The organism is Nitratireductor sp. PBL-C9, assembly GCF_050877045.1.
Classification (GTDB): Bacteria; Pseudomonadota; Alphaproteobacteria; order Rhizobiales; family Rhizobiaceae; genus Nitratireductor; species Nitratireductor aquimarinus.
In genome coordinates this window covers 218204-241108 of record NZ_JBPAXW010000004.1, presented here as the reverse complement: position 1 = coordinate 241108, position 22905 = coordinate 218204, and the positions used below count along the sequence as shown (strand labels likewise).

Genomic DNA, 22905 nt, shown 5'->3' with positions numbered 1-22905 from the left:
GGTGAACGAAAAATGGCGCAGCTTTCGCCGCGCCATTTCGTGTTCCGTCAGACCGGTGCCCTAGCGGTAATAGGGCGAGATGCAGCGCTTGCGCGGGCCGTGATAGGGCTGGAACGTGTTGTCCGACGCGCGATAGGAGCGGTAGCGGTCATAGCACCAGTTCACATGTGCGCGCGAAAGCCTTACCGGCCGGCGATACTGCGGCGGGCGCACATAGCGCGGACGGTAGTAATACGGGGCAGGGCGGCCGAACTCGAAATAGAAGCCGGCGCTTGGGCCCCGTCTGTGCCAGTCGCGGCGATTGTGGCGGTGCCGCCATTTGCGACGGTCATTGTGCCTGCGCCAGTTCCGGCGGTCGCGGCGGTCAACCTGCACGACGGGTGCCTGCGTTGCAGAGCGCTCGACCGCGTTTGTCGTCGCGCTGCCGGCAATGCCCAGTGCATTGGCGTTGGCCGGTGCGCCGATGACAGCGAAGCCTAACGCAAGCAGCCCTGAACAGGCGATGTTGACGAGATTGCGTTTCATGATGGTCTCCTGTTTTCAGGCGCCCCCAAGATGCCCTTCAACCCCATTTTCCAAGAATTGTTGCATGTGCTGATGGTATCATAACCAATCATATCCACCATGAACGCGTGATGAATGAGACGGTTGCGAGGCGGGTTCGTCAAAACGCGGGCTTGTATTCATCGCCATGCCGGTTAAACGTGCTTGCATGTCCCTCCGCCTTGCCACATTCAACGTCGAAAACCTGATGAACCGGTTCGATTTCTCCGGTTTCCGCAATGATCTGCGCAGGGATCGCGCCCTCGCGCTCTATGAGATCGAGGACGAGGCGCATTACCGTGCGCTTGAACAGGCCCGTGCCATTGCGCTGACGGATGATGCGCGCCAGCTGACGGCGCTGGCCATTGCCGCAACGCGCGCGGACATTCTGTGCCTTCAGGAGGTCGACAATCTCGCAGCGCTCAAGGCGTTCGAATATGGCTATCTGTTCAAGATGATCGGCAATGGCTACCGGGAGAAATATTCCGCTTCCGGCAATGATTCCCGCGGCATTGATGTGGCGGTGATGATGCGGCCGGAGACCGCGCATGGCCAGCCCATCGAGTTCGTGCGCATGACCAGCCATGCGCATCTGACCTTCGCCGATCTCGATCTGCACAATGAGGAACTGGCCGAACTTGGCATCGAGCCGCATGAGCGCATTTTCCGGCGCGATTGTCTGGAGCTGGACATCAAGGTCGGTGGCCGGCCGCTCACGCTTTATGTGGTGCATTTCAAGGCGATGAGCCCGCCGCGCAATGGCATGGACGGGCGCACGGCTTCCATGCCGGTGCGCATGGCTGAAGCGGCGGCGGTGCGCCACATCATCGAGCAGCGTTTTGGTGGTGCTGAACGGGCGGCGGAAAAGCGCTGGGTCATTTGCGGCGATCTCAACGATTATCGCGAGCGCGTCATCATCACCGGTGAGGCGCATCTGGGCTATCGGTTCGAGCCGGCGACGGAAGAACAATCGAGCGTTAATGCGCTGACGGCGGGCGATTTCTGCGAAAACCTCGTGGAGCGCCGCCCGGAAATGGACCGCTGGACGCTTTATCACACGCGCGGGCCGGAAGAGCGGCATCTGTGCCAGCTCGACTATCTTCTGGCGTCGCAGGCGCTCGCCCGCCACAACACGCGGGCCGTGCCGGAGATCATCCGCGCCGGCCAGCCCTGGCGCACCATCTTTCCGCCCGAGCAGGATGTGCCGCGTTTCCCGCGCGTCGGCTGGGACCGCCCCAAGGCATCCGATCATTGCCCGGTTGTGGTTCAGCTCGACATCGCCTGATCGAGAGCGTTTTTGCGCAATTCCGGGCTGAAATCCGGTGTCCACTTTTCCCAAAATTGCTCTATTCGTGCCGCAGGGCCTCGATTGGATCGAGCCGCGCGCCGCGCAGCGCCGGGAAAAAGCCGAAAACGATGCCGATGGCGATGGAGATGGCTGTGATGGCGGCAATGTCGGCAAGGCCGGGCGCGAAGTGCACCCCCATGAGTGTGGTCACGCCCCATGCGATGGCGAGCCCAAGCGCTATGCCGGTCAGGCCGCCCAGCAGCGACAGCACGCAAGCCTCGGTCAGAAACTGCACCAGAATGTCCCGCTGACGCGCGCCTATTGCCATGCGGATGCCGATCTCCCGTGTGCGCTCGGTGACCGAGACCAGCATGATGTTCATGATGCCGATGCCGCCCACCAGAAGGCTGATGGCGGCGATAGCGCTCAGAAAGGCCGTGATGCCGCCGATGAATTCATTCGTCTGCTGGATGTATTCCGCCATGTCTTCGACCTGAAAATCGTCATTGCGGCCGGGGCCTATGCGGCGCAGATTGCGCATTTCCTGCGTGATCTGGGCTTTCAGCGGTTCGATTGCGGCCTGGTTTGGCGCATTGATCAATATTTCATCGATTTGCGACTTGCCGCTGAGCCGGGTCTGGAACAGGCCGAGCGGGACATAGACCTGCATGTCCTGCTGGCCGGAGAAGGAAGAGCCTCTCGCGCTCAACTCGCCGACCACCCTGCAATGCGCCGGGCCGATCCTGATGCGCGCGCTTAGCGCACTCTCCTGGCCGAACAGCGCTTTTGAAACCTGGCTGCCGATAACGCAGACGCTGGCGCTGCTCTCGGCTTCCACTGGTGAAAAGAGGCGACCACGTCCAAGCTTCCATTCGCGTTGCAGGAAGTGATTTTCGCTGGCGCCCGTGACCTGCGCAGAAACGCTTCGCGCACCAAAAGAGGCGCGCATACTGGTCGTGGCGACGGCCGCGACAATGGCCTGACTGCCAATGGCCTTTTCGAGGCCGTTGAAATGCGCATTGGTGAGTGGTTTGGCCTCGTTTATCACCGGAGCCGAGGGATCTGGCCGTTCGCCTGCGAACACGAAGATGAGGCGGCTGCCCATATTCGCCATTCCCGCATTTATGTGTTCGCGTGCGCCTCCGCCGATGGTGAGAAGCGCGATCACTGCGGCAACGCCGATGATCACGCCAAGAAGCGTGAGCAGCGAGCGCAGCTTGTTGCGAGCGATGGAGCGCAGCGCAAGCAGGATCGACTGCATCAGCATGACGCCGCATCCCCCGTGGCGCTGTCGAAGGCGATGCGCCCGTCGCGAAACCCGATCTGCCGACCGGCGAATGCCGCGATGTCCGGCTCATGCGTCACCATCACGATTGTGAGCCCGTGTTCGCGGTTGAGCGCGGTCAGAAGCTCCATGATCTCATGGCTGCGTTCGGTGTCGAGATTGCCGGTCGGCTCGTCCGCCAGAAGGAGTGTGGGTTCAGAAACCAGTGCGCGCGCAATCGCCACGCGCTGCTGCTGTCCGCCGGAAAGCTCGTTTGGTTTGTGGTGGCCACGGCCTTCAAGCCCCACTTGCAGGAGCGCTTCTTCCGCGAGTTCCTGCCGGGTGCGCCCTGGCAGGCCCCGATAGATAAGGGGGAGCTCGATGTTTTCCAGCGCAGTGGTGCGGGGCAGGAGATTGTAGCCCTGGAAGACGAAGCCGATATGCCGGTTGCGCAGGTCGGCGCGGCGGGGCTTGTCGAACGTGCCGGCATCTTCGCCCATGAAGTGGTACGCGCCACCCGTCGGCACGTCGAGCGAGCCCAGAATGTTCATCGCGGTCGATTTTCCCGAGCCTGAGGGACCGGTCACCGCCACGAAGGAGCCACGGGCAATGTCAAAGCTCGCGCCGGCCAGCGCATGCACCTGCGTGTCTCCGGCGCCATAGCTGCGCCAGACGGCCTCGAAGGCGATGAGCGGCGTGGGAGCGCTTTCGGCGTCCATCCCTATTGCGTGTGCAGCGCATCACCGGTGATGACGCGCTGCCCCTCTGTCAAGCCGGAAAGAACCTCCGCTTTCTCCCAGTTGCGCACCCCGAGCTCAACCCGCACCGGCTGCGGCTCTCCATCCTCTCCGAGCACATGAACGAGCGCCTTGCCCGGTGCGTCTTCGGCGTTCGTTTCCTCGGAGCTTTCGGGCTCAACCGTCTGCGGCCGATAGCGCAGCGCGCTGGTGGGGATCAGAAGCGCATTTGTCGTTTCGTCGGTGGTGATCGAAACGGATGCGGTCATCCCCGGCCTGAGCTTCAGATCGTCATTGCGCACATCCAGATTGGCTTCATAGGTCACGAGATTGTTTTCGCGCCGGTGTGCGAACGACACGTCACGGATCGTCGCCCTGAAGGTGCGGTCGGGATAGGCGTCCACCAGGAAGGTTGCTTCCTGTCCCTCGGCAATCGATCCGATATCGGCTTCGTTCACCTTGGCGATGAGTTCCATCCTTTCCAGATCCTCGGCGAGGATGAACAGCACGCTGTCTTCCGAAGATGCATAGACGGTGCGGCCGGGTTCGGCCTTTCTCGCCAGCACGATGCCATCAATGGGCGAGCGGATTCTGCTGCGGCTCAGGTCGAAGCGCCGGAGTTTCAGATCCACCTGCTTGACCGCAAGATCGGCCTTGGCTGTCTCGACGCGGTTGGCGGCGCGGTTTCGCTCGGCCTGCACGTCTTCCAGCTTCTGCTCGCTGAGCGCATTGCGATGGCGCAGCGCCTTTGCGCGGGTGAGCTTCTGGTCGGTTTCTTCAAGGGCGATCAGCGCATCGGAAAGGCCCGCCTCGGCGGCTTCGACCAGTGCGGCCGAGCGCTCCAGCTCATACTCGAATATGGTGGAATCAAGCTGGATGAGGATATCGCCGCGTTTCACGCGCTGGTTCTGCATCACGGGGACGGACTGCACTGTTCCTTTCAGCTCACTGGAGATCTGGATCTGCGTGCGTGGCCGCAAGACGGCGGTCGTTGCCACGCGCGCCACCAGATCGCCGCGTTCCACCGGCTGGCTCATATAGCCTGCCATGGTCTGGCCGGATTGCGCGCCGGCGAAAAACCATGCGCCGGTCGCAACAAGCCCGGCGACTGGCAGCGCTAGCGGCCATCGGCGTTTTTTTCTCTGGGAAGGCTTGGCTTTTTGGCTAGTGCCTCGAACATGCGTCGATGCGATCCCCTGTGGATCGCTGCCTGTCTTTTTCATGGACCCATCGCAGCATTGAGCGCGCGCCTATGACGTTAACGTGGTAACAGGAAAGTGGACAAAAGATGGCAGGAAACTGGACGAGAGCACTCTTTCGCTCCGGGCAGTGCATTTTTATCTGGAGGCAGGATGAACGGGCGAAACTATTATATTTATGACGTTTTTTCCGCCGAGGCCCTCACGGGAAACCCGCTGGCCATCGTTCTTGACAGCGAAGGACTGGACGATGCGGCCATGCAGCGGATCGCCGGCGAGTTCAATCTGTCCGAGACCGTGTTCGTCTTTCCGCCTGACGAAAAGAACCACGCCGCCAGACTGCGCATCTTCACGCCGGGGTGTGAACTGCCCTTTGCCGGCCATCCCACGGTGGGCACGGCCATTGCCCTGGCGGAACGGGCGGGCGAAGGGCGGGGGAGCGCGCAGACTTCGATTCTTATGCTGGAAGAGACGGTCGGGCCGGTGCGCTGTGCGGTGTCGCTTGGCGCGCAGGCCGCTTATGCCGAATTCGACCTGCCGAAGCTTCCCGAACCCGTGGCAGGTTCTTTTGAGCCGGAGGCGGTGGCGGCCGCACTTGGGCTCGGCCATCACGAGATCGGCTTTGAGAACCACGTTGTTGGCGTGTGGAGCGCTGGCGTTCCCTATGTCTGCGTGCCGGTCGCCAATCTCGATGTGGCCGCGCGCGCCAGGTTCGATCCGGCGCTCTGGTCCTCTCTGGTGCCGGAGCTGAACGGGCGCGTGGCCAATCCCTATGTCTATTGCCGCGAGACGGTGAATCACGATCACGCCTTTCATGCCCGCATGTTCGGCAATGATCTGGGAATCAGTGAAGATCCGGCCACGGGATCGGCCGCGGCAGCCTTTGCCGGCGCAATAATGCGCCATGACGCGCTTGTGGACGGCGCGCACGGCTTTCTGATCGAGCAGGGGCTGGAAATGGGCCGTCCATCGAGCATACGCCTTGAAATTGAAGCGTTTGCGGGCCGTATCGAGGCTGCCCGGATCGGTGGCCAGGCGGTTCGCGTGGCGGAGGGAAGGCTGTTCATTTGAGAAAAGTGACAAACCCGTGTCAGAGTGTCTTGCCAGCTTGAGAAAAACCCTTTAAGGAGCCGGTCATTCGGTTGACGGCAACTTCTTCGCCGCACGGATCGGTCGGGTGATTAGCTCAGTTGGTAGAGCAGCTGACTCTTAATCAGCGGGTCACAGGTTCGAGCCCTGTATCACCCACCAAATTTCCTTCAGACATTGTATCGCATTATTCCTTGTTCGACGGTTGTGCCCGGTCGAATTGGGTATTTCCCTCTGGTTTGCAGAAAGAAACTCCGCTGAGCCGGGGGGCTGGCGATGAATTGTCGAAGATCATCTGCCAAAGCGGTTGTGCTGCCAGGGCGCGTCGGCGTTTGCCTATCTCGCTCATCGTGAACAGCGCTCCTTTTTTGAGGACGCGACAGCAGGATTCAAGCGGCTTTAAAGTCAGTCGTAATTGATGACTTGTGCGACCGGTCGGTTTCGCTTTACAGCTTGCGCAGAGCTCGGGAGCTGAATTTTGCCTCAGAAGATTGTGTATGTTTTGGTCAACAACCATTGTGCTCAGGATGCACGGGTGTTGAAGGAAACAGAAGCGATAGCGAAACAGGGGTTTCGCGTAATCGTTTTCGCGCGTTTCAGCCCTGATCATCCGGAAAGGGAAACGAGGAATGGCTTCGAGATTCGTCGTTTTGATATCCGGCATTTCAGGTCAGAGCCGCCATTCTGCGAGGAAACGCTTCAGGCCTTCGGCGCATTGCGAGAGGAGATGGTCCAGCGATTGACGCTGGATTGGGATGAGCAGGCGAGGAAATTCGAAAAGCCCTGGCATGAGCGCACCGCTAGACGAGAACAGCTGAGAATTACTGAGCGCTACTTCTATTCTGAAGCTCTGATGAAGCAGGCGATATCAGAGCCCGCCGCTTTCATCCACTGCCACGACATCGAGACACTTGCGGCTGGCGTGGCTCTGTCGCGTCGTGTCGGCGGACGTGTGATCTATGATGCGCATGAACTGGAGTATGACCGCAATCCACCGATGTCCAGAGATGCCAAGAGCATGGCCATCAGGACCGAGAATGCGCTGTTTCCTTCGGTAGGGCACATGATTACGTGCAGTGAGTCCATCGCTGCAGAATATGGAAAGCGCTTTGGTTCGCGTCCAACCGTCGTGTTCAATGCGCCGAAAGCAGTTGAAACTGACAGTTTGGCGGTGCCGAATCTCCGTTCACGCATTGGCCTTCCGGAAAACACGCCACTGATTGTTTACACGGGGCATGTCATGAAAACCGGAAGAGGCCTTGTGCCGTCGGTGAAAGCCTTGTGCGAATTGCCCGACGCGCATCTCGCGGTGATGGGCCCTCGCAGCAATCGCGATGAATGGTTTATGTCGGTGGCGGAGGAGAACGGTGTCGGTGATCGTGTGCATCTGCTTGATCCCGTCGAGCACCACCAGGTGCCTTCTGCCATCAGTGATGCGGATGTTGCCATCTGTGTGATTGAGCCGGTTGCCCTGAGCTATCGCTACTCCATGCCGAACAAACTGTTCGAGGCGACGCTTGCCCGCATTCCGATCTGCGCTTCTGACTTCCCCGACATGCGCACCTTCGTGCAGCGATTGGGCATTGGTGAAGTGGTCAACCCTACAGATCCGTCCGATATCGCACGTGGCATTCGCACGTTGCTCGGTAATCCTTCTAACTATGCCTATACTGCAGAAAGCAGACGTATTTTTGATCAGGAGTACTCCTGGGAAACGCAGGAGAAGAAGATCAGGAGCGTCTATTTCTGGGGCCGGTTCGGTTGGCTTCCTCAGGTCGCATATCGCCGGGCAAGGCGTTTTGCCGCCCGTTACGCAAAGCCCGTTCTGAAGCGGCTCAGATCGTTACAGCCCTCCTAGTGGATCTTGTCCGCCGGAATGCCTGCCGCATCACATCCAACTATGGACGTTGCAGCCCCTTTGGCGACATTATAGGGATTGTGGAACCAATCCTTGATCGAGCCGGGCAGGCGTGAGCAGAGACGACGACACAGACATGCAGACAGTGCGCCGCGCAGAGATGCTGGCGGTGCTCAGGCGGCGCGGCATTGCCTCCGAAGCGGTTCTGGACGCCATGGCGCAGGTGCCGCGCGAACGCTTCGTTCCCAATCATCTCGCCGAACTCGCCTATGAAGACGGGGCCCTGCCCATTGGCGACGGGCAGACCATTTCCCAACCCTATATCGTTGCCCTGATGACGGAAGCGGCGGAGCTCGGGCCTGAAAGCCGGGTTCTCGAAGTGGGCACGGGGTCTGGCTACTCCACCGCAATCCTCTCTCTGCTCGCCGGCCACGTCTTTTCGATCGAGCGGCATGACACGCTTGCCACAGCCGCCCGCGAGCGGCTGGAGACGGGCGGTTATCTCGACAATGTCACGCTTTCCGTGGGCGATGGAACGCTCGGGCTTCCCGAGAAAGCGCCGTTTGATGCGATCATCATCGCTGCGGCCGGGCCACGTGTGCCGGAGGCACTGCGCGCGCAGCTTGCCATGGGCGGGCGGCTGATCATGCCCGTCGGCTCCGCCTCCGGTCCCCAGAAGCTGACATGCGTGACGCGGGACGGGGAGGAGAACTTCCGCACCGAGGATCTCGCGCCGGTGTCCTTCGTTCCGCTCATCGGCGCACAGGGCTGGCAGCGCTGAGGCGGTCTCACGCGCAGGTGTTCGTGCGCGTTCGATAAAATTGAAACGGTGTGGAACCTTTGCGGGGCGTGTGTGTTCTTGCTCCAGGCGCGCGCCCCACCATCCCCCCGACCCGAACCATGCGCGCCGATTGCCGGCCAGTTTTCTGGCCGGCTTTCTTTTTGCTCTGTCGACGACTTGGCGTCCTGACCCTAGTAGTCCTTCTCGAAGAAGATGCCGACGCTTGAATCGCCATCGGAGCCGAGCGAACCGCGCGCTTTCAGGTCTTCGGTGATGTCCAGATTGACCGTACCGCGCGTCGTGCCCTTCGCACCGGCCTCCACGCCCAGATAGATGTTGTCCTGGATGTAGCGCCCGGCGCGCACCGCCGCGTTGCCTTCGCTGTCGGTGATCACATCCAGGTCATCAAGCCCGGTGGCGTTGCGCAGCGAGCCGAGAAGCGACGTGTTGGCGCCACCGGCAAGCTCCGCCGCCGCTGCGGCCAGCTGCGCGATCTGCACGGCGGAAAGCTCGTTCACGCCGCGATTGAAGATCAATCGGGCGAGCACTTCGTCTTCCGGCAGCTCCGGCTGCGAGGAGAACGAGATGTTGAGATCGGAAACACGGCCACGAACATTGATGAAGACGATGATGTCATTGCCGCGCGAGCGGGCGACGAAGTTGAGCTGCGGGTCGAGATCGCCAACCAGCGTGACTTCGCCTTCATCGAAGGTGATACGCTGGCCGATGATGGAGAGACGGCCGCGAATGAGCTTGAAGCCGCCGACCGGCTGGATGTTGGTGACCGGGCCGGTGAGGCGGACCGAACCGCCAAGCTCGGCGTCGAGGCCGCGGCCGCGCACGAAGATGCGGGCAGGGGCCGTGACATTGACGTTCAGCCGCATGACGCTCGGTCGCGCGGTTGGCATCGGCGTGCCGTCGTCGGCGCGGGCGCGTTCAAGCGTGAGCGCCACCGCGCGGGGCGGATCGACATGGCGCACATTGATGGCCGCAGCGCCGCCGCCCAGATTTTCCGGGACGATGATTTCGGCGCGCTCGATATTGACCTCGCCGGCCAGAAGCGGATCACGGGTGAGGGCGCCTGTCAGCGACAGTGCGCCATCCACCGTGGCGGTCACCATCTCGCCATCCGTGTGGCGGGCATTGTCGAGGCTGATCCGCAGATCGGCGGGGAAGCCGGCCTGGGCATTGGTCGAGACCGATCCCGAGATGGAAACCCGGCCGCCGGCGGCAAGTGCTGCCGAACCTTCGGTGATCGACACGCGGTCGCCTGTCAGCGTGGCGGCAAGCCGCACATCATTGACGCGCAGATTGGTGAGCGGATCGACGGCTGCTGCATTGGCGGTGGAGATCGTGCCGTTGATCACCGGATTGGAGAGAGCGCCCGAAACACGCACATCTGCCGTCGCTGTGCCGGAAAGCTGCGTCCCGCGCGTCGCAAGCATGCGGTTGGCGATGGACAGGGGCGCGGTGCCCGACACATTGATGCCGAGGCCCGAGCCCGAAAGGGGCACGCTGCCGCTGGCCTGAATGGCGAGACCATTGGGATCATTGGCGGTGAGGCTTGCAAGCTGCACCCTGTTGCGGGCGAAGCTGCCATTGGCGGCAAGTTGAAGCGGGCCGAGGCCGGCGCTTGCCAGCGGCGCTGCATTCAGGCCGGAGGCGCGGACATCGAAGCGCGCTTCAGGCGCATTGAGCCTGCCGGTCACGCGGGCATTGCCCGTCACCTGGCCGGCCAGCTTCTGTCCCTTCACCACGCGGTTGAGCGCGGCCAGCGGGAAGGCGTTCAAGGCCACATCCATGGCAAGCTGGCTGTTATCGAAGGGCACGACGCCCCTGGCGGAAGCGTTGAGACCTTCGGGACTGGTGATACTGGTGTTCACATTGAGGCGGTTGCCGTCCGTCGTGCCGGAGGCGTCCACGGTCAGCATGCTCAGGCCGGCCTGCTGAAGCATGGAGGAGGTGATGCTGCGGCCAGCAACATCGAATGTGACCATCGGCTTCGCGCGTGTGCCCTTGATGTCGGCTTTGCCGTTCAGCGTACCGCCGAGACCGAGATCCGGCTGGATCGTGTTCGCGATGGAGAGCGGCACATTGGCGAGATCGACGGCCAGGTCGAGGCTATCGGCAACCTTGCCGCTGGCCCTGATGCGACCGCCCGCAACGTCTATTTCCAGCGGGTCGAGCGTGTAGCTTGAGCCCTGAACCAGCAGGGAGGTGGCGTTGACGAGACGCGCGCTAATAGCTCCCTGATTGAGTGTGAGACGGTCGAGGCTCACCCGAAAACCTTCGCCCTCGGGCGCGAGCGCTCCCTTTGTGGCGAGCTTCGTGCCCTGATCGAGAAGGGCGGAGCCTTCAAACTGGGTGGCGTCGCCTTCCTGCCGTGCACTGGCGTCCAGCCGCGTGATGCCGATGCCACCGGCGGTGATGTCGTCGGCAGAGATCTCGCCCACCGCTGCGGGCACGCCGAACAGATCTTCGATCGTGGCGGCGATCTCCGCGTTCGAGACGCGCGTCTGATCGATCTCCAGATTGCGGACCGTCGCATTGATGTCGGCCGTCTGGCTGTCATTCACCGGTGACAGCGAAATTTCGGCGTTCACGCTGCCGCTCGCCTCGCGCAGCAGCAGTGCTGCGGCGGTGGAGATGTCAGCGGCGTCAATGTTCAGCCGGCCGTCGATCAGGTTCTTCTGAACATCCTGAATGACATTGCCCGTTGCGCTTGCGCCGCCGGCGCGGAAGCTCAGTTCCGTCAGCTGGCGCTGCGTGTCGTCAAGGACGATGTGGCTCGCCAGTTCAACGCGTTCGCCGGCGAGGAAGGCCGTGCCGTCCACCTGACCGGTGAGCACCTGCTTCTCCAGCTGCCCGGTGAAGCCAAGCGCGGCTTCGGTCAGTGCGCGGCCCGCGAGGCTGCCGCTCGGGGCGTCGGCCTTGAAGGTCAGGTTGATGCGTCCTTCCGCGCCCTGGGCGCGGCCGGTGGCCGTCAGGCGTCCCGACGCCTCCTTCGAGAGGAGCGCCATGTCTTCCAGAGCGGCGTCGAAGGTGAAATTGGCCTTGCCGGTGGCGAAATTGCCGTCGGCGTTCAGCGTCAGCTGGTCATTGGCCAGGCGCAGCTTGCGCGCCGTCAGCCCGTCGGCGCCGCGCGCCACGCCGCCATCGATGCGGGTCGTGCCGGCCAGAAGATTGCCCGCCATCTCGTTTTCGATGCGCAGATCGGTCGCCGTGCCATCAAGGTCGAGATCGAATGCGCCGCTGATCGGGCGCACCGTGCCGCTTGCCTTGAGGTCGACCGCGCCTGCAAGTTCCTGATCGGCAAGGCCGGAGAAGGGCGCGATGTCCTCGGCACTGAGGAGGATGTCGCCGGTAAAGGCGAACTCATCGATCTGTCCGCGCAGGGCGGTTTCCAGCCCGTTGCCCGAAATGCTGGCATTCTCCAGCATGACCGGATTGCCGGCCCGCCAGTCCCCCTTGACCGCGATATCCAGCGCATCACCCAGCGCTTTGGCGATCTTGGCCTGCTTTGCGGTGATGCCGGAAAGGCCGCCATCGACGTCAAAGCTGATGCGGCGGTTTTCTGCATTGTTCAGGTTCTGGGCAAGCCCGCCCATGACGAGCTCCGTGCGGCCGGCAGCGAATTCCGAGGTCTGGAGACCGTCAATCGCCAGATTGCCGCGCCAGCGCTCGGAGCCGGCTTCGCCAAAGGTCACATTGAGGTTTGCCGTCTGCAACGAGGTTTCGCCGCCCGAAACGGGCAGGAGGACGCGCTTGCCATTGGGGTCGGCCACGCTGGCGCTCAGCGAAAGAGCGGTCAGGAAGTGGTCGCTGCCGGTTTCGGCTGCTGCCTCGATGCGCATGGAGGCGCTGGAGATCTGAAGGTTCTCAAGCAGAACGCCGCCGCCCGTCTTGGACACGCCGCTCACATTGATATGTGTGCCTGCGCCGAAGAAGTCGCGGAACTGGGCCGGAACCAGCCGGCCGATGGCGCCGGCGAGCCTTGCCGAGAAGCCAAGGCCCTCGTCACGCTCGCGGAGACGCGCCGTGCCGCCAAAGGCGGGCACGCCATCGGCTTCCAGCGCCAGCTTGATGTCCAGATCGCTAAGCGGGCCGTTGCCGGCAATGGTCAGTTTCAGCGGCGGGCGTCCCTGCACGTTAAGCAGGTTGGCGACAACGCCGTCTGCGGGCTCGTCGAGCACGAGGTCGAGGTCGAGAACTTCCGTTTCGTTGGAGAAAGCCGCCTTCAGGGCGAACTGCCCGCCGGGGCCATCGAGGCGCTTGACGTCGAAATTCGTGTCCAGCGTTCCACTGGCAATTCTGAGCGCACCGGTGAGCGACAGTTCGGCGGCGAGGCCGAACACATCGTGGCCGAAGGTTGCCTTCGGGATTTCCAGCTGTTCCAGATTGATCGCCAGCGGCAGTTCGGGAACCTGGAACGAGCGCGATTCAGGGGAAGGCAGGGCCGTTTCATCCGGCAGTGGCCGGCGCGTCACCTCGATGCTCTCTGCGGCGAGCCTCTGCACCTCAAGGCGCTGCCGCAGAATCAGGGTCGAGCGGCTCCAGTTGATCGATGCATTCTGAAGGCGAAGCCAGACGCCTTCGCGGTCGGCGATGGTGATCTCGCCAATGGTTGCCTGCGAGGAGAGCGCCCCGCGAATGCCCGAGATGCGGATCTGCCGGTTCGGGGTGGAGAGCTGGTTTTCAAGCAGCCGCGTCAGGAAAGAGCGCTCCTCTTCGGGCGTGCTTTCGCTCGGCGTGTCCTGCGCCATGGCCGGCAGCAGGAGGAGAAGGAGGCTGAGGGCGGCGAGGAGGCGGATCAAAATGCTTGTCCTATCCCGACATAGAAGGCGACGCTCGGATCGTCGTTGCGCCGGTCAAGCGGCACGGCGACATCCAGGCGCACGGGGCCAAGAGGTGTGAGGTAACGCAGGCCGGCGCCGACGCCGATCCTGACATCCTGATTGAAGTCCGGGAACGATTCAGCGCCGACCAGACCGGCATCGACAAAGCCGACAAGGCCGATACTGTCGGTCACGCGGGCGCGCAGTTCGGCCGATGCCTCCATCAGAGAGCGTCCGCCAGCCACGCCATTGGGCGTGTCGACACCGATATTGCGATAGGCATAGCCGCGCACCGAACCGCCGCCGCCTGCGAAGAACAGCTTGTCGGGCGGGGTTTCGGAGATGGGGGCGCCCACGAGTGAACCGAGCTTGGCGCGGCCGGCCGCCACAAAGCGCCCGTCGCTGCCGAAATCGTAATAGGCCCGGCCTTCCAGCATCATGCGTGCCGCCAGATTGCCGTATTCCATCTCGTAGAACGGGTCGAGCGAGGCTTCAGCGAAGAAGCCTTCCGTCGCGTCGGCAGGATTGTCGCGGCTGTCATAGGTGACCGTGCCCGAAAGCCCCACCGTCAGGAAATCGCGTGTGCCGAAATCGTCGTCGAAGCGCGCCCGGTCTACATTCGCAAAGAGGCTGCCCGAAAGCTCTTCGTTGAATTCATGGTGGAAACCGGCCTGCGCGGTCACGCTGGTGCGGGTGTAGCGCTCCAGAACCTCGCGGTCGCCGAAGACGGACGCCTGAAAGTCCGTGTCGGGCGTGTAGACGCCGGGTTTGGTGAACGATGCGCCAACCCGATAGGTCAGGTCTTCCGGCTTGAACGTGTTGCCGATGCCCAGCACCTTGCCTTCGAAGCGCAGGCGCTCGGCACGGCCGAACAGATTGCGGTGCATCCAGTAGGCTTCCACGCCGAGACCGTCGAGCGTGGAATAGGTGCCGCCCACGCCAAAGCGGCGCGGCAGACGTTCCTGAACGCTGACCGAAAGAGGCAGGGAACCATCCTGCTTGATCTCTTCTGCTTCCTCGATGCGGGCGGAACGGAACACATCAAGCCTTGCAAGGCGCTTTTTGGCGCGTTCCAGATCGTTTGGATTGTACTCGCGGCCGGGAACGATGCCTGTCTGGCGCGCCACGAACTCCGGGTCCATGCGCTCGGTCCCGCTGACCGATACCTCTCCATAGACGGCGCTGCGGCCGGGCTCCATGGTCAGAACCGCATCCACCGTGCTGGTCCTGTGCTCTGCCGTCACCTGCTGGTTGCCGATTTTCGCCTTTGGGTGCCCCTGATAGCGCCAGGCTTCGACCGCCAGGCGTCCGGCTTGGAGGATCGTTCCCGAACGGGCAATTTCGCCGGTGAGGAAGCCTTCCCTGGCCGGGTCTTCGACGCGGTCCCTGCGCCTTTTGGCAGGCGGGGCCTGATTGATGATCTGTGCCTGTCCGAAGCGGAAGACAGGGCCGGGGTCCACCTCGACCCGCACATTGGCCGGATTGGCAATGTTTGCGTCGATGGGGAGTTCGGAGACTTCCCTGCCGTCGATCGTGATCGTGATCGAACCGCCATAGAGCGCTGATCCATAGAGCGTGTTCAGGATGCGGCGGTAATCGCCGCGCGCCCTGACAATGAGACCGGCAGCGCCGGAGGCCGGTCTTTCGCGGTCGGTCCATAGAGTTGAAGAACCCTTGAGCGACTTTTCGACATCCTCGAAACCATAGGGAACGACGAAGTCGACCGTGTAATTCCACGGTTCGCCAATGGTCTCGCTTTCCTCGGCGACCTTGTCCTTGCCAAAGAGCTTGATGCCGAACAGCTCGAAAGCGTCGGCGGGAGCGGTCGTGAAGGCGAGCATGAGCGAGAGCGCAAGAGGCCCCTGCAAACGCCGACCCATCGACGACTTGACGTCGATCCTACTCAAACCCGTCTCCCATTCTCGAGCCGAGTGTCGGCCATCGGTCTTGCCGTGACGTTAACGTCTCACGCTCTCACTGTGCAGAATATCGAGGTTAAATCACAAACAACGATCACGGCCAATGCAGCTAGTCGGCTGTCTCGAGAAAATGTGGCTTAAAGCCGGCGTTATTTGAAGTGAAGCCGAATTGAGACCTACGAAATGAGAAGGTGGTTGTCTGTCCGTGGCCAATTCAGGGTTGCCGGGGGCGGTTCAGGCAATCGCAATACGTTTGTTTTCAAGGAGAGGCACGTGTCGAATGGCACAAAAACCACGCAGGCCGGAACCCCGGAATACCCAGGGCGAATCGTTGTCGCCGGAAGAAGCAGAAGCGCTCGGAAGCCCTGCTGCGCTGATGGAGCCAGACATCAGCGAGCCTGATCTGACGCGAGCCATCCCCCGAAACAGAAAGCCCCGGCGCGCCATTCCCGCCAAATCCTCCCCGCCGAAAGCCGCCCCCTTTCACAGTGCTTCCGAGACCTCTGCTTCCGCAGAGCCCGCTTCAAGGAGAGCCCGGCCCGTGAAATCCGCTGCAGCATCACGCTCGGGTTCCCGCAAAAAGGTGACGGCATCACGCAAAGGCTCGGCTTCGCGAAGCAGTTCGGCTTCGAGGGAGGCGGTCTACATTGTGGATGGCGCGCGCACGCCTTTTTTGAAGGCGCGCGGCAAGCCCGGCCCCTTCTCCCCCGTGGACCTGGCGGTTCAGTGCGGACGGGCGCTTCTTGCGCGCCAGCCCTTTGCTGCGGACAGTCTCGAACGGGTGATCCTGGGTTGTGTCAACGTGCCGGTCGACGAAATGAATCCTGCGCGTGTCGCAGCGCTGCGGCTTGGCATGGGCGACGCCATGCCCGCCTTTACCGTGCAGGTCAATTGCGGGGCGGGCATGCAGTCCATCGACACCGCTTTCCGCACGATACAGTCCGGCAGCGCGAACCTTGTTCTGGCTGGCGGGGCGGAAGCAATGTCGCACGCGCCTCTGGTCTGGTCACGGGAAGGGGCTGCGTGGTTCAGCCGATACTCCCGCGCGACCTCTTTCCTGGGGAAGCTAAGGGCTCTGAAGGCTTTCGAAATGCGCCTGCTGAAGCCGGTTGTCGGGCTGGAGCGTGGGCTGACAGATCCCGTCACTCTGCTCACCATGGGGCAGACAGCCGAGAAGGTCGGACATTTGTTCAACATTTCCCGAGAGGCAGCGGATGCCTATGCGGCTGAAAGCCATCAGCGGCTGGCCAAGGCGCAGACAGGCGGGGCGCTGGCGCGTGAGATCGTGCCGCTGGTTACCGGCGATGGCGAGATGTTTATCGCGGATGATGGTGTCCGGCCCGAAACCTCCGTCGAGGATCTGGCCCGGCTTGGTCCGGCGTTTGAAAAGCCCCATGGGCGGGTCACAGCCGGCAACGCATCCCAGATTACCGATGGCGCATCCTGGCTGATCCTCGCATCGGAGGCCGCCGTCAAAAAGCACGGTCTGACGCCGCTCGCGCGCATCGTCGACAGCGAATGGTCGGGGCTCGATCCCTCCATCATGGGGCTTGGGCCGACGCTGAGCACAACCGCACTCCTGCAGCGTCAGAAGCTGACGCGCAGCGATATCCATTTGTGGGAGTTGAACGAGGCCTTTGCCGCGCAGGTGCTTGCCTGCCAGGCCGCCTGGGAGGATGTGGACTACTGCCGCAACGTTCTGGGGCTTGAACGGGCATTCGGACGCATCGACCGCAACCGGCTGAATGTGGATGGCGGGGCCATCAGCCTCGGTCACCCCGTCGGCGCCAGCGGCAACCGGATCGTTCTCCATCTTGTCAACGCCATGCGGAAGAAGGGGCAGAAGCGGGGCATCGCGACAGAGTGCATCGGCGGCGGACTTTCCGGGGCCATGCTTGTGGAGGTCGGATAATGGCTGAAAAGAACATGCCCGCGAGCGAAAACATGATCCGTCGTCAGTTGACGCTCGGACATGGTCTGAAGAAAATCCAGAAGAAGAAACACTGGTCCTTGTCGAAGGATGCCGGCGACATCGCGTGGCTGGTCCTTGATCGGGAGGACGAAAACACCAACACGCTCTGCGAAGATGTGCTGGTGGAGCTCGACGCGCTTCTGGAGAAGATCGAAGCCACTGCGCTCGCTGCGCTTGTCATCCGGTCAGCGAAGACCGGTGGGTTCATTGCCGGGACCGACATCCGCGAGTTGCAGGGGATAACGGAGGCGGTTGAAGCGGAAGCGCGCATGAAGCGTGCGCATGCGATCATCGACCGTCTGGCCGCTTTGCGGATCCCGACCATCGCCGTGGTTCATGGCCACTGTCTTGGCGGCGGGCTGGAGCTCGCGCTTGCCTGCAAACACCGCATCGCCATTGAGGGAGCGACGTTCGGCTTTCCCGAAATATCTCTGGGGCTTCATCCGGGGCTCGGCGGCAGCTTCCGTCTTCCCGCGCTGATTGCGCCGGGCGAAGCCATGAAGATGATGCTGGATGGCAAGCCGGTCGATGCAGGGAAGGCCCGTGAACTGGGTCTTGTCGATACCGTGGTTGAAGAGCGCCACGTGGCCAGTTCCATAGAGGCGCTTGTCTCGCGCAGGCTGAAGCCGGCCAGGCCGGGGTCCGGCCTCTCGCGCCTCAGCGCCGTTTCGCCCTTCCGGCATCTGGCGGTCCGCAAGATGCGGTCTTCTGTGGCGCGGCAGGTGCGGGAGAAGGACTATCCGGCGCCCTATCGCCTGATCGATCTATGGCTGCGAAATGGCGGTCGCAAATCAGCCATGCAAGCTGGCGAGATACGGTCTTTCGCCAGGCTTCTTTCCGGAGCCACGGCGCAAAATCTGATCCATGTGTTCTTTTTGCGCGAGCATTTGAAGGCGAGTGGCGGGGGAGAAAGCGGTATCGCGCATGTTCACGTCATCGGCGCGGGAGCGATGGGGGCAAACATTGCCGCGTGGTGCGCATCGCGGGGGCTGCGCGTCACGCTGTCGGACACTGACGAGAAGGCGCTGACAGCGGCCATTGAACGCGCGGCCAGACAGTTTGGGGAATGGCTCCACTCAGGCACGGAGCAGCGTGCGGCATTCGACCGTCTGATCCCGGATTTCGCTGACGACGGCCTGCGTCACGCGGATCTGGTCATCGAGGCGGCCGCAGAGAAACTGGACGTCAAACGCAAGCTTCTCAAAGCGGTCTCTTCCGGCATGAAGAAAGACGCGGTTCTGGTTTCCAGCACGACGAGCCTCTCGCTCGATACACTGCTTGGCGTCGTGTCCTCTCCCGAGCGTGTCGCCGGGCTGCATTTCTTCAATCCGGTATCTCAAGTGGAACTGGTGGAGGTTGTCTCGCACAGCCGGGTGTCACGCACGGTGAAGGAACGGCTCATGGCCTTCTGCGGCTCAATCGATCGTCTGCCGGCGCCCGTCCGCAGTTCGCCGGGCTTTCTCGTCAACCGGGCACTTTCCGCCTATCTTGGTGAAGCCTTTGTGATGCTGGAGGAAGGGGTTCGCAAGGAGAGCCTCGACGAGGCGGCAGAGGATTTCGGCATGGCCGTCGGTCCCGCAGAACTTGCTGACCGGATAGGGCTGGACATCTGTCTTGAGGTTGCGCGGGCGCTCAATCCCAAGCGCGGCAAAGCGCAGCAGACAGGCCCAAAATGGCTGGAAACCCTGGTTGCCGAAGGGCGTACCGGCATAAAAACGGGAAGCGGCCTCTACGAATATGACAAGTCGGGTCGCCCGAAGAAGAAGAGCAATCGTCTCACGCCACATCCGATGATTACGGACCGGCTGATCCTGCCAATGCTCAACAGCTGTGCGGCCTGTCTGCGCGAAGGTGTCGTGGCCGATGAGGAAACGCTTGAAGCCGCGATGGTGTTCGCGGCGGGCTTCGCTCCGTTCCGGGGCGGCCCGCTGACCTATGCCCGCCGGCGGGGGTGTGCAGAGATCGTCTCGACACTCGAACGCCTGCAGGAAAAATATGGTGAGCGTTTCACCCCCGATCCTTACTGGCTGAAAATTGCAGCGTCACCCCGCGCCATGTCGTGAGAGCCGCAAATCGTGTGATTGTGGGAACCCTGAGCGCATTCGCGGAATTTCCCTTTCGGATGCAAGACGAAAGGATATGCCGATGCCAGCAAAGTCAAAGGCTCAGCAAAAAGCCGCCGGGGCTGCCTTGTCTGCGAGGCGTGGTGACACGCCGAAATCGGATCTGAAGGGCGCTTCGCTGGACATGTTCGAGACGATGAGCGAGGCGGAACTCGAAGAACTGGCGGAAACCAGCCACGACGATTTGCCCGAGAAGAAGGACTGAGGCGCGCCAGCGCGCGCCTCATGGCCTCAGGGTCAGCCTGCGGCTGTGGCTGACTTGCCCGCATCGAGACGGCCGGAAATGAAACGCTCCAGCCGCTTTGCAGCCTCCCGCAGCGTTTCCTCATCCTGACACATGGAAATGCGGATATGGCCTTTTGCGGCGTCGCCGAAGCTGGCGCCCGGCAGAACCGCCACATCTTCCGCGTTCAGGAAGTCCCAGGCGAACTTTTCGCAATCCTGCTCGATGGCCCGAATGTCGAGCATGACATACATGCCGCCTTCCGAACCGCGAACGACGACACCATTCATGCCGCGCACGGCATCGAGAAACGCCTCGCGCCGTTTCGTGTAGAGTTCGGCGATCTCAACCACACCGAAACCGTTCTCGGCGGCGGCGGTGGCCGCATGCGAGGTGAAGTCGGGCAGGCCATAAGTGGCGACGAGGTTGAGATTGGTCATCACCGCAATCATGTCGGCGGGGCCGGTCAGCCAGCCGACGCGCCAGCCGGTCATGCCGTGGCTCTTCGACAGCGAATTGATGACCAGCGTGCGCTCCTTCATGCCGGGCAGGGCGCGCGGCGAGACATGCTCCTTGTCGGACCGGATGGTCCAGTAGACCTCGTCGGACAGAAGCCAGATATCACGCTCGCGGCAGATTTCGGCAATGCGCTCAATCGTGGCGCGCGAATAGACCGCGCCCGTCGGATTGTTCGGCGAGTTGATGAGAATGGCGCGCGTGTCGGCCTCAAGCGCGGCCTCGATCTCCTCAAGGCTCGGCTCGAAATTGTTTTCCGCATGCGTCTCGATCTCGGTGAAACGGCCGCCTGCGGCCCGCACCGTGCCGGGATAGGTCGCGTAATAGGGCGACACGATCACCGCATGCGCGCCCGGATCGAGCACTGCCTGAAACGCTGCGTAAAGCGCACCCTGACCACCAATGGTGACCATGATCTCGTCGGCGCTGGTCTCGATACCGGTGCATTCTTCAGAGAGCTTGGCGAGTGCGGCGCGCAGTCGGGGCTGGCCCGGAAGTTGCGTATAATGGTGATGGCCACCGCGCACGGCTTCGACGCAGGCCTCGACCGTTTCGGACGGCGTGTCGAAATCATGGTCTCCGACCGAGAGCATGATGACCTTGTCGCCGGCCTGTTTGCGGGCCATGGCTGCGAAATGGATTTCCCAACCGTTTTTGCCGGAAGGAACGATGCCGGAAATGCGTGATGAAGGCTTTGGCATGGGTGAGGCTCTTGGCATTCGACTTGAAAAAGGAAGGCCCTTCGACTACGAGGACCGCGCACTGGCCGCTCTTTTAACAGAGTGGCAGTCATGAGAACAGCGCAACCAAATAGCGCACCCGGGGGCATGTGTTCCCAGAGCACCGGATCGAAAAGTGGAAACCGGTTTTCCGTTTATCGCGGCGCTCCATCAATGGTCTGGATCGGTTTTTGTACGTCCTGATGGACGCTCGGCGATCCGATCCTGAACGGGTTGCGGTATGGATGTGAGGGGCATCCGTCGGTTCGCACCGCATTTTTGCAGAAGGATGGCGGCATGTTGGCCCCTGAAAAGAAGAACGAACTGTCTGTTTCGGAAATCGTCGACGAGGCGATGCTGTCGCGCCGCTCCGTGCGCGCGTTTTTACCCCAGCCGGTCGATGACGACACGATCCGGGATATTCTGCGCGTTGCCGCACGCGCGCCTTCGGGCACGAACATGCAGCCCTGGAAGGTCTATGTCGTTTCTGGCGAGCGCAAGCAGGAACTGTCGGATGCGATCCTCTCTTCGGGCGTCCGCCCCGAGAAGATCGAGTGGGACGAGTACAAATACTACCCCGACAAATTCTTCGAGCCCTATCTGACCCGCCGCCGCGCCGTTGGCTTTGCGCTCTACAGCCTTCTGGGCATCGGGCGGCGCGAAGTGGACCGTATGCGCGCCCAGCATGACCGCAACTTTACCTTTTTTGACGCGCCGGTCGGGCTGATCTTCACCATCGACCGCCGCCTCAACAAGGGCTCGTGGATCGATCTTGGTATGTTCGTGCAGTCGGTGATGATCGCCGCGCGCGGTCGTGACCTGCACACCTGCCCGCAGGCGGCTTTCGCGCCCTATCACAAGCAGATCCGCCCGATCCTCGACATTCCGGATGAGGAAATCGTGGTCTGCGGCATGGCGCTTGGCTATGAAGACGCTTCTGCACCGGAAAACGGCCTGCGCAGCGAGCGCGAGCCGCTTGAGGAATTCGTTTCCTTCGTGCGCTAGGGGCCTGACTCTAGATCATGTTTTTCCACCTACGGCCCTTGCTTACGAATTTGTAATTCCCCGGCAAGGTTGCCGTAATGTGGGATCGGTCAATTTCACCTCGTTCCCTGCCGCGCCTCCCAAGCGGCGCCCCTTTACGAGGATGAAGACATGAAAAACAAGATCCTGTTGTCGGCTCTGGCTCTCAGCCTGGTTGCCGGTTCCGCCGCCATCGCCCAGGAAGCTGCGCAGAATGGTCAGGGCAACCCCCAGGCTGCCGGGCAGCAGATGAAGGGCGGCAAGCAGATGCGCGGTTTCGCCCGCTTTGATGCCGATGGCGATGGTGTCATCACCGCTGAAGAGTTCACCAGCATTCAGCTTGATCGCCTCAAGGCAGCCGATGCCGATGGCGACGGCACGCTCTCCGATGCCGAACTGCAGGATCTCGCAACCCAGCGCATGGCAGAACGCCGCGCCAAGCGCGCCGCACAGCATCTCGATGCGGATGGCGACGGCAAGGTGACCATCGCCGAGATCGAAAGCCAGCACGCCAAGCGTTTTACGCTGATGGACGCCAACAATGACGGTCAGCTCGACCAGCGCGAGATGCGCCGTGGCGGTCGCCAGATGGCGGCGGAGCATGGCAAGCGCGGTGGTGGTGAACGCGGCGAAGGTCGCGGCAAGATGGAGCGCAGGCACGACCACAAGGGTGGTGAGCACAAGGGCGGCGGCAAGGGCGAAATGCGCCGCGGCGCAGCTCCCTCTGACAATGGCTGACAATACGTAGGTTGCTACAAAGGCATCGGTGGGGAAGTGCTGGATCACTTCCCCGGCGGTGGGGCCGGTTCGCTTCGC

Annotated in this window: 16 protein-coding genes and 1 tRNA gene; 10 read left to right on the top strand and 7 right to left on the bottom strand. The window is 62.1% G+C overall.

Annotation, left to right across the window (positions count from 1 at the left end):
- Positions 1 to 60 precede the first annotated feature (60 nt).
- Entirely contained in the window at positions 61 to 525 is a 465-nt protein-coding gene (locus ACRTG1_RS11040) for a BA14K family protein (RefSeq protein WP_206543852.1), read from the bottom strand.
- Positions 526 to 712: 187 nt separating this feature from the next.
- On the opposite strand from ACRTG1_RS11040, the gene ACRTG1_RS11035 reads away from it, so the two are divergent.
- Positions 713 to 1828, top strand: a complete 1116-nt coding sequence (locus tag ACRTG1_RS11035) for an endonuclease/exonuclease/phosphatase family protein (protein ID WP_432516275.1) — start codon at positions 713 to 715, stop codon at positions 1826 to 1828.
- 61 nt (positions 1829 to 1889) lie between these two features.
- Here the strand turns inward: ACRTG1_RS11035 and ACRTG1_RS11030 are convergent, their stop codons facing one another.
- From ACRTG1_RS11030 to ACRTG1_RS11020, 3 genes are read right to left on the bottom strand one after another with little or no spacing between them, the layout of a single operon-like run.
- Positions 1890 to 3098 carry an ABC transporter permease gene (locus tag ACRTG1_RS11030; RefSeq protein ID WP_206994193.1) on the bottom strand — a complete coding sequence of 403 codons (1209 nt, stop codon included), beginning with the start codon at positions 3096 to 3098 and terminating at the stop codon, positions 1890 to 1892.
- The gene (locus tag ACRTG1_RS11025; RefSeq protein WP_432516274.1) at positions 3092 to 3814 is read right to left on the bottom strand and encodes an ABC transporter ATP-binding protein; all 723 of its coding nucleotides are present in this window, start codon (positions 3812 to 3814) and stop codon (positions 3092 to 3094) included. The genes ACRTG1_RS11030 and ACRTG1_RS11025 overlap by 7 nt, the downstream gene beginning before the upstream one ends.
- Before the next feature lie 2 nt (positions 3815 to 3816).
- Positions 3817 to 4881: an efflux RND transporter periplasmic adaptor subunit gene (locus ACRTG1_RS11020; protein WP_299935054.1), complete on the bottom strand. Its 1065-nt coding sequence runs from the start codon at positions 4879 to 4881 to the stop codon at positions 3817 to 3819.
- A 303-nt stretch (positions 4882 to 5184) separates the two neighbouring features.
- Between ACRTG1_RS11020 and ACRTG1_RS11015 the strand changes: the two genes are divergently transcribed.
- The 4 genes from ACRTG1_RS11015 to ACRTG1_RS11000 all read left to right on the top strand — a co-directional run bounded on the left by ACRTG1_RS11015 (position 5185) and on the right by ACRTG1_RS11000 (position 8759).
- Positions 5185 to 6102, top strand: coding sequence for a PhzF family phenazine biosynthesis protein (locus ACRTG1_RS11015; protein ID WP_206994196.1), 918 nt, complete (start codon positions 5185 to 5187; stop codon positions 6100 to 6102).
- Positions 6103 to 6206: 104 nt separating this feature from the next.
- Positions 6207 to 6282, top strand: a tRNA-Lys gene (locus tag ACRTG1_RS11010).
- 316 nt (positions 6283 to 6598) lie between these two features.
- Positions 6599 to 7978 (top strand): glycosyltransferase, encoded by a 1380-nt coding sequence (locus tag ACRTG1_RS11005; protein WP_297560133.1) that lies wholly within the window; start codon positions 6599 to 6601, stop codon positions 7976 to 7978.
- 136 nt (positions 7979 to 8114) lie between these two features.
- Positions 8115 to 8759: a protein-L-isoaspartate(D-aspartate) O-methyltransferase gene (locus ACRTG1_RS11000; RefSeq protein ID WP_432516273.1), complete on the top strand. Its 645-nt coding sequence runs from the start codon at positions 8115 to 8117 to the stop codon at positions 8757 to 8759.
- Positions 8760 to 8950: 191 nt separating this feature from the next.
- Here the strand turns inward: ACRTG1_RS11000 and ACRTG1_RS10995 are convergent, their stop codons facing one another.
- A complete protein-coding gene (locus ACRTG1_RS10995) occupies positions 8951 to 13573 on the bottom strand; it encodes a translocation/assembly module TamB domain-containing protein (protein WP_432516272.1) in 4623 nt (1540 codons plus the stop codon).
- The gene (locus ACRTG1_RS10990; RefSeq protein ID WP_206544306.1) at positions 13570 to 15474 is read right to left on the bottom strand and encodes an autotransporter assembly complex protein TamA; all 1905 of its coding nucleotides are present in this window, start codon (positions 15472 to 15474) and stop codon (positions 13570 to 13572) included. Before ACRTG1_RS10990 ends, ACRTG1_RS10995 begins: the two co-directional genes overlap by 4 nt.
- A 688-nt stretch (positions 15475 to 16162) precedes the next feature.
- On the opposite strand from ACRTG1_RS10990, the gene ACRTG1_RS10985 reads away from it, so the two are divergent.
- The 3 genes from ACRTG1_RS10985 to ACRTG1_RS10975 all read left to right on the top strand — a co-directional run bounded on the left by ACRTG1_RS10985 (position 16163) and on the right by ACRTG1_RS10975 (position 19813).
- Positions 16163 to 17425, top strand: a complete 1263-nt coding sequence (locus ACRTG1_RS10985) for an acetyl-CoA C-acetyltransferase (protein ID WP_432516271.1) — start codon at positions 16163 to 16165, stop codon at positions 17423 to 17425.
- On the top strand, positions 17425 to 19548 hold the full coding sequence (locus ACRTG1_RS10980) for a 3-hydroxyacyl-CoA dehydrogenase NAD-binding domain-containing protein (RefSeq protein WP_432516270.1): 2124 nt from the start codon (positions 17425 to 17427) through the stop codon (positions 19546 to 19548). The genes ACRTG1_RS10985 and ACRTG1_RS10980 overlap by 1 nt, the downstream gene beginning before the upstream one ends.
- Positions 19549 to 19630: 82 nt before the next feature.
- Positions 19631 to 19813 carry a DUF3008 family protein gene (locus ACRTG1_RS10975; RefSeq protein WP_206543846.1) on the top strand — a complete coding sequence of 61 codons (183 nt, stop codon included), beginning with the start codon at positions 19631 to 19633 and terminating at the stop codon, positions 19811 to 19813.
- Between the two features lie 32 nt (positions 19814 to 19845).
- On the opposite strand, the gene ACRTG1_RS10970 is transcribed toward ACRTG1_RS10975, so the two are convergent.
- Entirely contained in the window at positions 19846 to 21048 is a 1203-nt protein-coding gene (locus ACRTG1_RS10970) for a pyridoxal phosphate-dependent aminotransferase (protein ID WP_297560119.1), read from the bottom strand.
- 315 nt (positions 21049 to 21363) lie between these two features.
- Between ACRTG1_RS10970 and ACRTG1_RS10965 the strand changes: the two genes are divergently transcribed.
- Together ACRTG1_RS10965 and ACRTG1_RS10960 are read left to right on the top strand one after the other, a co-directional pair.
- Positions 21364 to 22071 carry a nitroreductase gene (locus ACRTG1_RS10965; RefSeq protein WP_206543844.1) on the top strand — a complete coding sequence of 236 codons (708 nt, stop codon included), beginning with the start codon at positions 21364 to 21366 and terminating at the stop codon, positions 22069 to 22071.
- 150 nt (positions 22072 to 22221) lie between these two features.
- Complete coding sequence (locus tag ACRTG1_RS10960) at positions 22222 to 22827, top strand: EF-hand domain-containing protein (RefSeq protein ID WP_206543843.1); 606 nt, start codon at positions 22222 to 22224, stop codon at positions 22825 to 22827.
- Positions 22828 to 22905 lie beyond the last annotated feature (78 nt).

Excerpts from the sequence above, each read along its gene's own strand:
- ACRTG1_RS11040 (WP_206543852.1), bottom strand. The coding sequence starts at position 525 with ATGAAACGCAATCTCGTCAACATCGCCTGTTCAGGGCTGCTTGCGTTA.
- ACRTG1_RS11035 (WP_432516275.1), top strand. The coding sequence starts at position 713 with ATGTCCCTCCGCCTTGCCACATTCAACGTCGAAAACCTGATGAACCGG.
- ACRTG1_RS11030 (WP_206994193.1), bottom strand. The coding sequence starts at position 3,098 with ATGCTGATGCAGTCGATCCTGCTTGCGCTGCGCTCCATCGCTCGCAAC.
- ACRTG1_RS11025 (WP_432516274.1), bottom strand. The coding sequence starts at position 3,814 with ATGGACGCCGAAAGCGCTCCCACGCCGCTCATCGCCTTCGAGGCCGTC.
- ACRTG1_RS11020 (WP_299935054.1), bottom strand. The coding sequence starts at position 4,881 with ATGGCAGGCTATATGAGCCAGCCGGTGGAACGCGGCGATCTGGTGGCG.
- ACRTG1_RS11015 (WP_206994196.1), top strand. The coding sequence starts at position 5,185 with ATGAACGGGCGAAACTATTATATTTATGACGTTTTTTCCGCCGAGGCC.
- ACRTG1_RS11000 (WP_432516273.1), top strand. The coding sequence starts at position 8,115 with ATGCAGACAGTGCGCCGCGCAGAGATGCTGGCGGTGCTCAGGCGGCGC.
- ACRTG1_RS10990 (WP_206544306.1), bottom strand. The coding sequence starts at position 15,474 with ATGGGTCGGCGTTTGCAGGGGCCTCTTGCGCTCTCGCTCATGCTCGCC.
- ACRTG1_RS10980 (WP_432516270.1), top strand. The coding sequence starts at position 17,425 with ATGGCTGAAAAGAACATGCCCGCGAGCGAAAACATGATCCGTCGTCAG.
- ACRTG1_RS10975 (WP_206543846.1), top strand. The coding sequence starts at position 19,631 with ATGCCAGCAAAGTCAAAGGCTCAGCAAAAAGCCGCCGGGGCTGCCTTG.
- ACRTG1_RS10970 (WP_297560119.1), bottom strand. The coding sequence starts at position 21,048 with ATGCCAAAGCCTTCATCACGCATTTCCGGCATCGTTCCTTCCGGCAAA.
- ACRTG1_RS10965 (WP_206543844.1), top strand. The coding sequence starts at position 21,364 with ATGTTGGCCCCTGAAAAGAAGAACGAACTGTCTGTTTCGGAAATCGTC.
- ACRTG1_RS10960 (WP_206543843.1), top strand. The coding sequence starts at position 22,222 with ATGAAAAACAAGATCCTGTTGTCGGCTCTGGCTCTCAGCCTGGTTGCC.